Here is a 13,148-nt window from a genome sequence, read left to right as displayed (position 1 = left end):
TATAGATGGAGGAGAAAAAGGTGAAGAAAATAGCAATTGTAACAGGGGCAACTCGTCTGAATGGAATTGGTGCAGCTGTATGCAAGGTGCTTGCTCAAAAGGGAATAGACATTTTTTTCACGTACTGGCCAAAGTATGATAAAGCGATGCCATGGGGAATGAGTGATCAAGAACCCTTTTTGCTGAAAAAGGAAATTGAAAGTTACGATGTTCGATGTGAAATGGCAGAAATCAATTTATCGCAGTCTTATTCGCCAACTCGTTTGTTTTATATGGTATCAGAACGGTTAGGTGATCCATCTATTCTAGTTAATAATGCAGTATATTCTACTCATACGAGGATTGAGGAATTAGATGTAGAGCAGTTGGATAAACATTATACAGTTAATGTTCGGGCTACTATGCTATTAAGTTCATTGTTTATAAAACATTATTCACTTAAAACGGGCGGGAGTATTATTAATCTTACTTCGGGACAGTCAGTAGGTCCAATGCCAGATGAACTTGCATATGCAGCAACGAAAGGGGCAATTGAAGCATTTACAAAGTCAGTAGCACCAGTTGCGATGGAGAAGGGGATTACAGTGAATGCTGTAGATCCAGGACCGACGAATACAGGATGGATTACAGAGGAGCTGAAGCATCATTTAGTATGGAAGTTCCCACAAGGTAAAGTAGGAGAACCGGTGGATGCTGCGCGCTTAATTTCTTTTTTAGTAAGTGAAGAAGCGAAATGGGTTACTGGGCAAGTCATTCACTCGAATGGTGGTTACTCATAAAAATATTATGTTAACAAATGTTGAGAAACAAAAAACGAAAGAAAATTTTATTTTTTTGTATAAATAAAATGTCAAGAAAGATAAAAATTTGATAGAAGAGTATATCGTCATATGAAGATAGTAATTCTTAATGTGACAATATACTCTTTTTCTTTTACTTGCGAGTAGAAAAATGAAGTAGAAGAAACTCGAATATTAAAATGAGTTTATCAGTTTTTGTACGTATTATTATGAAGATTACTGTCGGAAAGATGATAATTCGTATGAAAAGGGATTTTTTAAGGGGGAATCGAATCGTAAAGGGGAGGATAAATTATGTAAAACATAGGGGGATTTATATGAAAATGAAAAAGGTCGCTATCGCATCGATAACAATTGGTACAATGCTTACTATGGCAGCTTGTAGTCCTTCATCAGATAAAGAAACGGAAAAGAAAGAGCAAGTAACTGCGCAAAATGATGGAGAAGCAAAAACGACAAGTGCAGATGAAGCGTCAAAAACAACGAAAGATACTGAAAAAGAAACAAATACTTCTTCAAATGAAAAAACAGATAAGGATGCAAAAAATACGAAAGAATCATCAGGGACAGAAAGTAACGGCAAAACGTCAACTCAAAACGAAAATGTAAAAACAAAAGAAAAAGAGACGACAGGAAAAACGAATGATCAAACGACTAGCGGGAAAACAACAGATCAAAGCACAAGTACAAGCACAAACAATAACGGAAAGACAACGAAAGATCCGAAGAAAAGTGTTGCTGTGAAAACGAATGTTAAAGAAGTTGTAGCATTAATTGATAGCTTGGACAAGCAGTTAGCTGCTAATCCAAAATTGGAAACAGTGAATAAGCTTGGCAAACAAATTAATGAAAAGTGGGATGTGATTGAAAAAGAGCTAGAAGCATCACATCCGACGGATTCTAAAACAATCGGTCAAAGTATGTATCCGTTAATTGTAGGAGCGGAGAAAGAAAAAATCGATATTAATAAAATGAAATCATTAACGACGAAAACGAAAAAAGATTTAAATCAGTTATTGACGAAACTTTCATAGTTTCAAAAGCCTACTCGTGTGAGTAGGCCTTTTTTAGGTTGTTGTAATGTGCATAGTATAACTTATTTATTTCTATTTTCAATTACGATGCGAAAGGAACTGAATGCTTGTTGACTGATATAATCTTCTTCGCTAACTTTATAAGGAAATGGAAAAGCGACGAGTTGCAAATTACTTTCCTGATCCACTGAAGGTAATGTGAAATTAAAGATTTGCCTCGTTTCAGGTGCAACCTTAGTATAAACGACTTTTCTATTGTTAAATATTTCAACTTGTTTCCAATCTTTAAAAGCCACGATTGCGTAAGTCATTTCATCATTTGTTTCATTACCGTTTGATAAAATTAATTGCTTGCCTTCCTTTTCAAAGAAGACAGTTTGTAAGTTCTCTTCACGGTTCGTAACAAATAATGGTTCGTAAAGACCATCTTTTAGAATAGCATCTGGATCTATAAGGGAGAGTTTTATTTTTTCGTTTTCTTTCTGAAGAGGATGCATTGAATATCGCATACTTAGAATATCTTCTAAAATAGCTGCTTTATTTAAGTTATTATCTTTTAATTTGTATTCAGGTTTTTTAATTATTAAAAAGGTTAATTCACTTGCATTAGGAGAAGTGTGTAAAGAGATTTTCGTAGTAATTGAACTGTTTGGTTTCATATCAAAAAAATAGTGTGATATTTCAGTAGTAGTATCTTCTATTTTAAAAGGTTTTTGTTCGTAATCTTCTAGAACAATTAATCCATATTTTCGGTTTTCATTAATAGTATGTACGAATGATAATGTTACATTAATTTTATTATCCTCACTAGTAATTGTACTACCATTGTTAATATGTTGGCCTTGATTATCCTTCAATCCGTAAGAAATAGTATTGGTTTGTTGCTCTCGTTTATTTTCTATGGAAGGTGGATGAGGTTGTATGAATGAAGTATTGAACAAAATATAAATTGTAAGTAATGAAATAAGTAAAACACCGCTAATAATATATATTTGTTTCATAAATAGCACCTCAATATATGTAAAATATTAGAGAAAAAAGATATGCAAGATGCATATCTTTTTTCTCTTTCTTACCAGAAAGCTTTTGTTTCGTGATTCACATCATTATAACCACTTAATTTATAGGTATGATTACCGATAGCGTAATCATCTCCATAATAAATGCTTGTGTTGGTCGCTGTAGCACTTACAAAGGATGATTTTTTTGCACTATTACTTTTCGTATTCACTAATGAGCCATCGCCATTGAAAGTTCTTGCTTTTGCATAAACATAGTCTTCGGTCGTAGTTGATTTCGATTTAGCAACTGCATATGGGTTACCAAAAAAGGGAGTATATACGCTAATGTTAGAGTCATTCTTAGGTGCAGCTGCAATAGTCAAACTAGGGACACTAGATGTTTTTGTTGATTGAATTGTATCAAAGTCAACTAAAACGGGCTGCTTGTCTACAGTATCGACCTCTGAAGCACTTGCGTTATTAGTAAAACCAAAACCTAAAACCGCTAACCCTAAAGTTGTCACCGATAAAGATTTTTTCATATTCACTAATTTTCCCACCTTTTTAAATTTTTGAGTTCGAACTCAATTCATACAATATATGAAAATTTCGAAACTCTCAATGGTTTATCCCATACTTAACGTTTCTTTTACTTTAGATTCAACATGTCTTCATTTGCAAAAAAGCGAATATATCTTCTAATGCTTAGCAAGCAAGGGATACAGGTTTAATTTTATGAAATTCATGTAAATTTAAATCTATTCATGTCAGAATCTCTGTTATTTTTAAGTTCATATGGGAAACTTATTAAAAAAAGGATGGTGACAAAAATGACAATCGATCGAATTTGTACAATTGGACCCGCAAGTAATAATAAAGAAACATTAGCACAGTTAATAAAGAATGGTATGAAAATTGTTCGACTGAATTTATCGCATGGCACGCATGAAAGTCATAAAGACACCATTCGTTTAGTGAAATCATTAGATGACTCTATTAAATTTTTGGGTGATGTACAAGGTCCTAAAATAAGATTAGGTGAAGTGAAGGGAGAGCAAATTACACTTCAGGCAGGAGATTCTTTTATTTTACATACACAACCAGTTACAGGGAGTAATACAGAAGCGAGTGTTGATTATGAAGGAATTGCGAATGATGTGAAAGTAGGCAGTAGAATTTTAATTAATGATGGAGAAGTTGAATTAATTGTTGAAAAGATAAGTACGGACAAAATAGAAACGAAGGTAAAAACAGGTGGCAATATCTCATCTCATAAAGGAGTTAATTTACCAGATGCGGCTGTTCGTTTACCAGCTATTACAGAGAAAGATAAAAAAGATATTCAGTTTCTTTTAGAAGAGAATGTTGATTTTATCGCGTGTTCTTTCGTAAGAAAACCTAGTCATATAAAAGAAATACGAGATTTTATACAACAGTATAAAGAAACGTCACCTAATGTAATTGCAAAAATAGAAACGATGGAAGCAATCGAGAATTTTCAAGATATATGTAAAGAAGCAGATGGAATTATGATTGCAAGGGGCGATTTAGGAGTAGAGTTACCGTATCAATGCATTCCGCTTTTACAGAAAATGATGATTCAGGAATGTAATCGAACGAATACATATGTCATTACAGCAACACAAATGCTTCAATCTATGGTAGATCATTCTATTCCAACAAGGGCAGAGGTGACTGATGTGTTTCAAGCTGTACTGGACGGGACGAATGCAGTTATGCTTTCAGCTGAAAGTGCATCAGGAGAGCATCCAATCGAAAGTGTGAGAACATTACGTCTCGTTTCAGAATTTGCGGAACATGTTAAAAAAGATGGACCTTTTGCGATGAAAGATGTACTGCAATTACTGCGTGAGTCTCTGGATGAGTAATAAATAAAAAGAGGGCGGATATACATCCGCCCGCGTGTTTTTCATTCATACTATTCTTGCTCTTGCTCATCCAAAATCTTTTCAAACGCAGTAGATACTTTATCAAACTCTTCATCATTTTCAATGTATGAAAACTCATTATCTTCTTCTACTTTTAAAAAGAAAATATCAATGTCTTCCTCAGTTTCTGTTTGGATATCTTCAACAAAGGCAACAGCAATATACTCTGCACCTTCGACATCCATCGCTCCAAGTACTTCTACTTCTTGCTCTTCGTTATTCTCATCACTAAGAGTAAACACTTCGCCAACTTCAATATCAGACATATTCATTCTCCTCCTGTTCGACTCTAAAAATAGAGCACTCAAACTGTATACATACTAACATATCTTTCCATGAAAAACCAAATTCATACATAAGAAAAACGACTGATAGTTCTTTAGTATAAGTATCCAGCTATTAGGAGCATTATTTGTCTGTGCTATATTACTTAATCCATTCAACAATTGTATCCATAGTCTGTCTTGTTTTATCACGCTTTGGCTCTTCTTTACGGTAACCAAAGGCAACCATAACTGATACTTCAAAGTTATCGTCTTGTATAATGCCTTCTTGACGAAGTAAAGAATCTACTTCCTCTTTATCAAATCCTTCTATTGGACAAGAATCAATACCGATTTGAGCTGCGCTCGTCATCATATTACCTAAAGCAATATAAGTTTGTTTAGATGCCCAATCAAATACAGCACGATCGGATTGTAATAAGTTAAAATCTGTTTCCTGGAACTTTTTGAAGAATTCATATCTAATTTTTTGAGTGTCTTCAGGCAATCCAATAATATCGTTCATCATATATTTAATATACTCTGCATCATAATGCATATCTTTAATGTTTCTTGAAAGAACAATAACAAAATGACTAGCTGTTGCAAGTTGCCCACCAGCGCCCCATGAATACGGTTGTAGTTTTTCTCTTAATTCTTTATTTTGTACAACAATAAATTTCCAAGGCTCATATCCAAAAGAAGAAGGAGATAATCTGCCTGTTTCTAAAATAAATTTAAAATCCTCTTCTGAAATTTTGTGCATAGGATCGAATTCTTTACATGCATGTCTGAAATGAAAAGCCTCCATAATCTTTTCTTTTGTAATTTCGTTTGTATTTGTCATAAAAGTTCCTCTTTTCATGAATTTATTTTTGTAAGTAAATTATATTTTTAAAGTAACATAGATACAAGTACGCACATTTATGTGGTATAGTATCAAAAAAGATACTATTGTTAAGGGAAGGGATTTATTATGGATTGTCCAAACAAAAATAATATAAATTACCCATTTTTAAATAAATATTCTTGTCCAGTTGAAGCTATGGTTGAGGTGATTGGAGGGAAATGGAAAGGGGTAATTTTGTATCATTTATTAGATGGTACAAAGCGCTTTAATGAATTAAAAAGATTAAAACCAAATATCACACAAAGAATGTTAACGCTGCAGCTGAGAGAACTTGAAGCTGATGGCATTATACATCGTGAAGTATACCGTGAAGTGCCACCTAAAGTTGAATATTCGTTAACTGAGCTTGGTGAATCACTACGTCCAGTGATTCTATTAATGATGGAATGGGCAACTCATAATATGGAGAAGGTTTTGGAGAATAGGAATACGAAAAATAATAGTTAAGAGTTGAAATTGATATAGACGAGTTATGTGAAATAGTTGTAGAAATAAAAGGTGTTTCCATACGTGAAAACACCTTTTATTTCTATATTTTTTACTTTTTAACTTCAACTGCTGAAGTTGGAAAGTTATTTAAGTTTGCAGTTTGACCATACCAATCAGCATGTTTAAAAACAACACCTTTTCCATATCCGTCAGTTGAAGTACGTTCCCATAGTGTTGTTGAATAGCTAGCAGTAGGAGCTGCTGTACGTACAGAAACAATTTGATTTTGCCAACTAGCAGACAAGTTTTTATAACCGCTACTTAGAGAAAAATATTCGCTACCTTGATTTGTGCGTTTATAGAAGTCTGTACTACCAGGTCCGCTTCCTCCAACACCAAGGGGAGTGATTGAATGATTCAACCTTTGTTTATCTTTTTCAATAAAAGACTCTAAACTTTCTTTGCTCGAAAATCCATAAGATAACCAGTCTCCATTTTGATTTTGTTTCGGTAGAACTAACGTTATTTTTACGTCTTCCTTTGATGGAGCACTCAATTTGTTAGACGAATCAACAGTCTTTTCATCTACAGTTACATATTCGAAAGAGGAAATCGTATAATTTTTTTCGGTACTAGCTGATACTGATCCCAGTCCTCCAGTTAACGACGAAACAGTTAATAATGCACCTGCTACCAACTTTTTCAGCATGGATTCATCTCCTTAAAACTTAGATTTTTTACATAACTAAAATGTATGTTAATTTGAATGTTTTATAAATGTTTAGAAATTTATAAAATTTAAACAGAATATTCTTTTATTGGTCGGGAGTAAGGAGGGGAATTTAAAAAAGGTTTACTTAAAAAGTAAACCCTTTTTGCTGACCTATTTCAAAACTCAATGGATGAAAGTTTCATTTTATCCATCTATGAATCATACACTTCTTTTGCATTCGTAGAAGCAGCATCTAATAAAAGGAAAATGGCTGCTATCATATGTAGAAAGATGTCTATATAAGGAAAGAAGGCAACTAGAGTAACGATAATACCGATATAATGAGGGGACGTATTCATGCCTTCTTTTTTAGCTAATAAAATAGTATTGATATGTAAAACAATCAATAGTAGTAAAGGTATCCCATATAGGTTAACAAGACTTGGAAATACATAATAACAAGGAAGTAATAAAAGATGATAGATCCCTGTAGTCCACTTTAGTGCTTGAATGTAGGTTTTCAAAGTTAATCCTCCTAAAACAATTCATATCTATATATTACCAAAAATAATAGGTAATTGGATATTGTTTATTTGTATTTTTAATAGATTATAATAATTTTATGTAAACTAATTGTTAGGTATCTATAAAATAGAAAAACCACCCAAACGAGGGTGGTTCGTATTATAAATAATTACTTAAAGAAGAAATCGGAACCTTCACCTCACTACCTTCCTTCATATTCCGCAACACAACAGTGTTTGTACTAAGTTCGTCTTCCCCAATAATAAGCACATAAGGGATATTCTCTTTATTGGCATAATTAAGGGCACGTTTTAATTTGCGTCCTGCTAGTTCTAGTTCGATTTTTAAGGAAGTGTTAGAACGTAATTGCTGGGCAATTTGTAAGCATTGTAACTCTGTCCCAAGCGGGATGATAAATACATCCGCTGTAGATGATATCGTTTCTTTCTGTGACAGTGCTGTATAAATAACGTCTAAACCGAATGAAATACCGACTGTTGGATAGTTCATATTATCACCACGGAATGCTCCGATAATGTTATCGTAACGGCCGCCGCTACCGATGCTAGATGTAATCGATCTATCTTTTAAAAAGATTTCATATACAGTACCTGTATACATTGTGAGTCCTCGCGCTAAAAACGGGTTGAATATCGTATTTTCATTTATTCCAAGGGCGATTAAATATTGCTGTAATTGTTGTAATTCGTTTACTCCATCGGCAACGAGTGGATTATTGAAAGCTTCTTTAAAGTCAGCGATAGTAAGCTTTAGACAAGATAATACGGTATTACATATCGTATCAGCCATTTCTTCAGAAATCCCGCGCTCTAATACATCTTTTCGTACACCATCAATCCCAATCTTTTCGATTTTATCTAATGACAAAATGACGTCACTCGTTAACTCAGTAGGGATGTTAATAGACTCGAGAATACCGTTTAATAATTTTCGGTTGTTATATTGGATCGTTACTTCTAAGTTTAACGTTTGGAACAGTTCAAACGCCATACTCATAAGTTCAGCTTCTGCCATGACAGACTCAACACCAACTATATCAACGTCGCATTGTATAAATTCACGAAATCTTCCTTGTTTAATAGGGCCATCTCGAAATACTTTCCCAATTTCATACCGTTTAAAAGGGAGGCGAATATTCGGATTCATCGCCACGACTTTTGCGAATGGAATTGTCAAATCGTATCGTAAGGCAAGGTCGCGTTTTCCTTGATCCTGAAGTGTATATATTTCTTTTAATATTTCATCACCACCGCCGTACTTGTATGACATAAGCTCATACATATTTAACGTTGGTGTTTCTAACGGTTTGCATCCGTATCGTTCAAACGTATCTTCACAAGCTCTTTTAATTTTATTTCGCAGCACTTGCTCCTCTGGTAAATAGTCTTTCGTTCCCTTTACATTTCTCATTTCCATCATAATCACTCCTTTTTCAAATTAAAAAAAGCTATGCAGGTATATAAATACCCACATAGCTTTATGAACGCTTCGTGGGTCAACAGGAAAAGCCCTGTACCCAAGAAGAAAAATTTTTCTTCGGATACACGGCGTTACGTATGATGATGAAGTTGGAAAGAAGTATTAAAATTTCGCATTACAAATCTCTCCTTAACGTAAGTTTTTCCAAATTATATCAGATGATTTTTGAATTATCAATATTTTTAGTTTTGAAATATACGTGAAGTTATGTAGGAGAAATGGAAAAGGGTGTATAATAAAACTTAATAATATGAAATAACCTTTTAAGGAGATCACTATGAAAAAAGATAAAACAAATGCGATGCGAATATTAGATAAAGAAAAAATTGAATATTCGATGATATCATATGACCCAGAAGATGGGAAAATTGATGGCGTATCAGTAGCCGAGAAAATTGGACGAGAAGTGAGAGAAGTATATAAAACGCTAATCGCTCAAGGAAATAGTAAAAATTATCATGTGTTTATTATTCCGGTAGATGAGGAACTGAATTTAAAAGCTGCCGCAAAAGCAGTAAGTGAAAAGAAAATTGAAATGATTCCTGTAAAAGATATTACGAAAGTTTCAGGATATATTCGCGGCGGTTGTTCGCCAGTCGGAATGAAGAAGTTATTTTCTACATGTATTGATGAAAGTGCCCAATCACTTGAAACGATGATAGTAAGTGGCGGGAAAATTGGTATACAAATTGAGCTTAAAGTAGATGACTTGGCGAAAGTGACGAGAGCGCAGTTTGGAGAGGTAACGAAGTAAATATACATAGGAAAAGAAGTTCTAGTTTTATCCCGCTATTTGCCGGGCAGTAAGACCCTCATCTCAAATTTCAGCGGAAGCAAAGAAATTAGGTGGGGATCAACTGCCCGTAAAAGCCCGATTGGTGAGGGCTGATTAAAGTTTCACTTTATTGAATTTAGATAATAATTTATAGGATAGTTAGTCCGTTATGGGGCTGATTATCCTATTTTATTTACAAACTGGATAAAGATTGAATGTTTAGTTTGATATAGGCATGTAATCTGAATTGTTTGTTTGGCTTTGGGAGAAGGTAAAACCTCGATGCAAGAACTTGAAATAAACAAGCAGGGTTTATTCTTAAAGATAGACAAAGAACAGGAGAGTGTTTTAATGAGGAGTCAAGAAATATCCATAAGAAAGCACAAATTGGGGGATGCCAGTATTTTTGAAAAAACAAGCTAATAGTATGCAAGATTTTATACAGTTTTTTGGCTAATCCAGTAACAAACAAGAGCACTAAAACCACGTTAGGATAGGAATGTATATAATATGTATAGATTCATAGAACTAAAAAAGGGTTCACTTGTGAGAGCAGGGTTGTCCTTTTTCCTCGCTAACGCTAATGATGGGTTATGTTAACCTCATATGTATAGAATATACAGTTAACTAAAAATGAAAAGTTTACAATTAAAAATGAACAATAAAAAACAGTAATGTAAAATCACTACTGTTTTTTATTGTTTCTTATAAGTGAATCATTTGTACTCCTGTCTATATAATTTAAACGAATAAATAGCTCCAATAAAGAATACAAAAGCTTCAAATAATATAAAGATTTGACGGAAATTCTCAATATCTTTACCAACTAAAGAAATAAATATAGCATTCATTAGAATTTGAGTAGTAAACATACGAGAAGTAATTTTTAAATAAATAGCATTTGTTCTTTCAACCGGTTTACCAATTTTTTTGTAAATAATAATAAGTGCAATTACTGAACCCAAAAATAGAAGTGCTGTAAGTCCTACAACGATATTAAAATTGGCTGTACTTTCTAACATCCATTTATTTAATAGATCGATCATTATTATCTTCCTTTCCTACATAAGAGAATATTTTGTTCTTCTTTTTCACTATAATAAAAAAAGGAAAAAGAAAACATCGAACTTTCTTACAAACATTCGTGTATTCTTACAGTTTTGTCATTTTGTAAATGTATTCCGCCCTGTTTTTCACTATTTTCTTTGGAAAACATAGTGAATTACGAGAAAGAGCGCTACAAGATCAACTTCTGAGAACAAAAATTATGTAAATAAGCTGTTCACTGGATTCTCGTAGAAAACTTTGGTGAGATAAAATTTTTGATTTTGTAGCACTTTAAAATCTTAGCTAGAGGGCTATTTATCGGTATCCCACAATAAAAAGGCAGGAACATATCAAATATGTTCCTGCCTTTGATTTTATTAAGTTTAATATCTATGACCTAAATATAATAGAATTTGGAGCTTCTTTTTATTTTAAATAAATTGGGTAATTAGACTATAACATTAATGTTTATCATTGAATATAATAATAACATAATGGAGGTGGTGTTATATGGCTCTTACTACAGGACCAATTGAAAACGTAGGAAATCAACCTGCTAATGCAAATAAAGTTAGGGTGAAGATCCTTAACCGTACTGCGGGCCCACTTACTGGAGTAGCTAGAGTTTTTAGACTTGACGGTTCATTAGTATTAATTGAACAGGTAAACTTCAATGTGAATTCTAATGCTTCTACTTTTGCAACTCTAAGTTTAGTTCATCCTGCTCTTGGACAAGCATTTGAATATGAAGTTCAAATTGTTCCTAATCAACCTGGTGGACTATATAGTGTTTATGGACTAACAGCTGAAAATGTTATTATTACTGCACAACGTGTTGTGAACTCAGAATTGACACAGTTTCTTTAATTAAAATAGATTGGTGCCTACATGGTATCCAATCTATTTTTGTACGTATTATTCAGAGAAAGAAAGGTTTTACACAAAAATAAAGATAGTTATGGAAAAGGGAAAAGTCGAGCTATCATCTTAATTTTTATTATTTCTGTCTTAGACCGTATCTGTTTTGTGGCACGGTTTTCTTTGAATGCATTTTATTCAAACTGTTTTTTAAAGTATTTATCAAATATGCATTATTGCATAAATAAATTTAAATTTATAAGTTAATATTAAACTACTTTTTAGTTGTAAAGAATATGTTAATAATCTTTATAAGAAAAGGATATTCCTTGTAAAAAGTGAAATTGTTTGGAATGTGAATAAACAAAAAGTTTAGAAGTGATACAGACTGGATAGAGTCTTGTATTAAATAAACAGAAAAGGGGTATGGGTTTCTAAAAGGTTTCGGGGGTTAGAAAGCACTTTTTAGTTAATAGCTTTAAATTATATTTTAAAGGGGAATGGGTATATGAAGTTTCGAAATACAAAGATTGCTATGGTTACACTATCTTCATTTTTTATTTTAGGTTCTGCATCTCTATCATTCACAGATACTATACATGGTGAAGTGGTTCCTGCATCAGCACAGGAGATTATTGTAAAAAATTATGACGATACATATTATAATAACGCAATAGGAAAAACGGGGTTAGAATTAAAGAAGGAATTGCATAATATTATTGATAATCATACAAAGTTATCATACAGTGCGGTTTGGGAAGCGTTAAGAGATACTGATGAAGATCCGAATAATAAAAATAATGTGATACTCTTATATACTGGTCGTTCGCAAGGGAAACTTACGAATGGATCAGGAGTAAATAACTGGAACCGAGAGCATGTTTGGGCAAAATCTCACGGTGACTTTGGAACGACTGCAGGACCTGGAACAGATCTACATCATTTAAGAGCGACGGATGTATCTGTAAATAGTTCACGTGGAAATCTAGATTTTGATAACGGTGGTGTAAATCATTCTGAAGCGACAGAATGTAAATATGATAGTGATTCTTGGGAACCTCGTGATAGTGTAAAAGGAGATATTGCTAGAATGCTGTTTTATATGGCTGTTCGTTACGAGGGAGACAACGGCGAAATAGATTTAGAACTAAATGAAAAAGTGAATAACAATAAAGATCCATACATGGGGAAACTATCTGTCTTATTAAAATGGAATGAACAAGACCCGGTCGATGATTTAGAGCGAAAGCGTAATGAAGTAATTTTTACAAAATATCAACATAACCGCAACCCTTTTATTGATCATCCAGAATGGGTAAATAAAATCTGGAACTAAGATTTTTAA

At 33.2% G+C, this 13,148-nt stretch carries 16 protein-coding genes and 1 pseudogene; 9 read left to right on the top strand and 8 right to left on the bottom strand.

Annotated elements, in window-relative coordinates:
* Positions 1 to 20: 20 nt before the first annotated feature.
* Together ACUL40_RS08915 and ACUL40_RS08910 are read left to right on the top strand one after the other, a co-directional pair.
* Entirely contained in the window at positions 21 to 779 is a 759-nt protein-coding gene (locus ACUL40_RS08915; protein WP_002178542.1) for an SDR family oxidoreductase, read from the top strand.
* A 338-nt stretch (positions 780 to 1,117) separates the two neighbouring features.
* The gene (locus ACUL40_RS08910; protein ID WP_079004640.1) at positions 1,118 to 1,834 is read left to right on the top strand and encodes a hypothetical protein; all 717 of its coding nucleotides are present in this window, start codon (positions 1,118 to 1,120) and stop codon (positions 1,832 to 1,834) included.
* Positions 1,835 to 1,896: 62 nt separating this feature from the next.
* Here ACUL40_RS08910 and ACUL40_RS08905 read toward each other — a convergent pair whose 3' ends face one another.
* Together ACUL40_RS08905 and ACUL40_RS08900 are read right to left on the bottom strand one after the other, a co-directional pair.
* Positions 1,897 to 2,835, bottom strand: a complete 939-nt coding sequence (locus ACUL40_RS08905; protein WP_079004641.1) for a hypothetical protein — start codon at positions 2,833 to 2,835, stop codon at positions 1,897 to 1,899.
* Positions 2,836 to 2,906: 71 nt separating this feature from the next.
* The gene (locus ACUL40_RS08900; RefSeq protein WP_001056353.1) at positions 2,907 to 3,383 is read right to left on the bottom strand and encodes a hypothetical protein; all 477 of its coding nucleotides are present in this window, start codon (positions 3,381 to 3,383) and stop codon (positions 2,907 to 2,909) included.
* Positions 3,384 to 3,665: 282 nt separating this feature from the next.
* On the opposite strand from ACUL40_RS08900, the gene ACUL40_RS08895 reads away from it, so the two are divergent.
* Positions 3,666 to 4,724 (top strand): pyruvate kinase, encoded by a 1,059-nt coding sequence (locus ACUL40_RS08895; protein ID WP_445422823.1) that lies wholly within the window; start codon positions 3,666 to 3,668, stop codon positions 4,722 to 4,724.
* A gap of 50 nt (positions 4,725 to 4,774) precedes the next feature.
* Here ACUL40_RS08895 and ACUL40_RS08890 read toward each other — a convergent pair whose 3' ends face one another.
* Both ACUL40_RS08890 and ACUL40_RS08885 read right to left on the bottom strand, forming a co-directional pair.
* On the bottom strand, positions 4,775 to 5,056 hold the full coding sequence (locus tag ACUL40_RS08890; protein WP_002026117.1) for a DUF1292 domain-containing protein: 282 nt from the start codon (positions 5,054 to 5,056) through the stop codon (positions 4,775 to 4,777).
* Positions 5,057 to 5,210: 154 nt separating this feature from the next.
* Positions 5,211 to 5,894: an NAD(P)H-dependent oxidoreductase gene (locus ACUL40_RS08885; protein ID WP_000185713.1), complete on the bottom strand. Its 684-nt coding sequence runs from the start codon at positions 5,892 to 5,894 to the stop codon at positions 5,211 to 5,213.
* 129 nt (positions 5,895 to 6,023) lie between these two features.
* Between ACUL40_RS08885 and ACUL40_RS08880 the strand changes: the two genes are divergently transcribed.
* On the top strand, positions 6,024 to 6,404 hold the full coding sequence (locus ACUL40_RS08880; protein WP_079004642.1) for a winged helix-turn-helix transcriptional regulator: 381 nt from the start codon (positions 6,024 to 6,026) through the stop codon (positions 6,402 to 6,404).
* 91 nt (positions 6,405 to 6,495) lie between these two features.
* Here ACUL40_RS08880 and ACUL40_RS08875 read toward each other — a convergent pair whose 3' ends face one another.
* From ACUL40_RS08875 to ACUL40_RS08865, 3 genes are all read right to left on the bottom strand, one after another.
* Positions 6,496 to 7,095, bottom strand: a complete 600-nt coding sequence (locus ACUL40_RS08875; RefSeq protein ID WP_016124937.1) for a hypothetical protein — start codon at positions 7,093 to 7,095, stop codon at positions 6,496 to 6,498.
* A gap of 215 nt (positions 7,096 to 7,310) precedes the next feature.
* A complete protein-coding gene (locus tag ACUL40_RS08870) occupies positions 7,311 to 7,622 on the bottom strand; it encodes a hypothetical protein (RefSeq protein ID WP_079004643.1) in 312 nt (103 codons plus the stop codon).
* 160 nt (positions 7,623 to 7,782) lie between these two features.
* Positions 7,783 to 9,060, bottom strand: coding sequence for a histidine--tRNA ligase (locus ACUL40_RS08865; RefSeq protein WP_100650580.1), 1,278 nt, complete (start codon positions 9,058 to 9,060; stop codon positions 7,783 to 7,785).
* Positions 9,061 to 9,400: 340 nt separating this feature from the next.
* Between ACUL40_RS08865 and ybaK the strand changes: the two genes are divergently transcribed.
* Positions 9,401 to 9,877 carry a Cys-tRNA(Pro) deacylase gene (gene ybaK, locus ACUL40_RS08860; RefSeq protein ID WP_016124935.1) on the top strand — a complete coding sequence of 159 codons (477 nt, stop codon included), beginning with the start codon at positions 9,401 to 9,403 and terminating at the stop codon, positions 9,875 to 9,877.
* Between the two features lie 303 nt (positions 9,878 to 10,180).
* Complete coding sequence (locus tag ACUL40_RS08855; RefSeq protein ID WP_001156925.1) at positions 10,181 to 10,321, top strand: hypothetical protein; 141 nt, start codon at positions 10,181 to 10,183, stop codon at positions 10,319 to 10,321.
* Between the two features lie 293 nt (positions 10,322 to 10,614).
* On the opposite strand, the gene ACUL40_RS08850 is transcribed toward ACUL40_RS08855, so the two are convergent.
* A complete protein-coding gene (locus tag ACUL40_RS08850) occupies positions 10,615 to 10,944 on the bottom strand; it encodes a hypothetical protein (RefSeq protein WP_000566271.1) in 330 nt (109 codons plus the stop codon).
* A 134-nt stretch (positions 10,945 to 11,078) separates the two neighbouring features.
* Here ACUL40_RS08850 and ACUL40_RS08845 point away from each other — a divergent pair.
* The 3 genes and pseudogenes from ACUL40_RS08845 to ACUL40_RS08835 form a co-directional block, all read left to right on the top strand.
* Positions 11,079 to 11,168 (top strand): annotated as a pseudogene (locus tag ACUL40_RS08845) (transposase); the annotation flags it as partial.
* Positions 11,169 to 11,455: 287 nt separating this feature from the next.
* Positions 11,456 to 11,812 carry a hypothetical protein gene (locus ACUL40_RS08840; RefSeq protein WP_001229415.1) on the top strand — a complete coding sequence of 119 codons (357 nt, stop codon included), beginning with the start codon at positions 11,456 to 11,458 and terminating at the stop codon, positions 11,810 to 11,812.
* Between the two features lie 499 nt (positions 11,813 to 12,311).
* Positions 12,312 to 13,139, top strand: a complete 828-nt coding sequence (locus tag ACUL40_RS08835; protein WP_000672193.1) for an endonuclease I family protein — start codon at positions 12,312 to 12,314, stop codon at positions 13,137 to 13,139.
* Positions 13,140 to 13,148 lie beyond the last annotated feature (9 nt).

It is taken from the genome of Bacillus sp. KNSH39, assembly GCF_052656585.1.
This window is presented reverse-complemented; position numbering and strand designations above follow the sequence as displayed.

Coding starts and splice junctions, on each gene's coding strand:
- ACUL40_RS08840 (WP_001229415.1), top strand. CDS start 11,456: ATGGCTCTTACTACAGGACCAATTGAAAACGTAGGAAATCAACCTGCT.
- ACUL40_RS08855 (WP_001156925.1), top strand. CDS start 10,181: ATGCAAGAACTTGAAATAAACAAGCAGGGTTTATTCTTAAAGATAGAC.
- ACUL40_RS08905 (WP_079004641.1), bottom strand. CDS start 2,835: ATGAAACAAATATATATTATTAGCGGTGTTTTACTTATTTCATTACTT.
- ybaK (WP_016124935.1), top strand. CDS start 9,401: ATGAAAAAAGATAAAACAAATGCGATGCGAATATTAGATAAAGAAAAA.
- ACUL40_RS08835 (WP_000672193.1), top strand. CDS start 12,312: ATGAAGTTTCGAAATACAAAGATTGCTATGGTTACACTATCTTCATTT.
- ACUL40_RS08910 (WP_079004640.1), top strand. CDS start 1,118: ATGAAAATGAAAAAGGTCGCTATCGCATCGATAACAATTGGTACAATG.
- ACUL40_RS08850 (WP_000566271.1), bottom strand. CDS start 10,944: ATGATCGATCTATTAAATAAATGGATGTTAGAAAGTACAGCCAATTTT.
- ACUL40_RS08885 (WP_000185713.1), bottom strand. CDS start 5,894: ATGACAAATACAAACGAAATTACAAAAGAAAAGATTATGGAGGCTTTT.
- ACUL40_RS08890 (WP_002026117.1), bottom strand. CDS start 5,056: ATGAATATGTCTGATATTGAAGTTGGCGAAGTGTTTACTCTTAGTGAT.
- ACUL40_RS08895 (WP_445422823.1), top strand. CDS start 3,666: ATGACAATCGATCGAATTTGTACAATTGGACCCGCAAGTAATAATAAA.
- ACUL40_RS08880 (WP_079004642.1), top strand. CDS start 6,024: ATGGATTGTCCAAACAAAAATAATATAAATTACCCATTTTTAAATAAA.
- ACUL40_RS08875 (WP_016124937.1), bottom strand. CDS start 7,095: ATGCTGAAAAAGTTGGTAGCAGGTGCATTATTAACTGTTTCGTCGTTA.
- ACUL40_RS08865 (WP_100650580.1), bottom strand. CDS start 9,060: ATGGAAATGAGAAATGTAAAGGGAACGAAAGACTATTTACCAGAGGAG.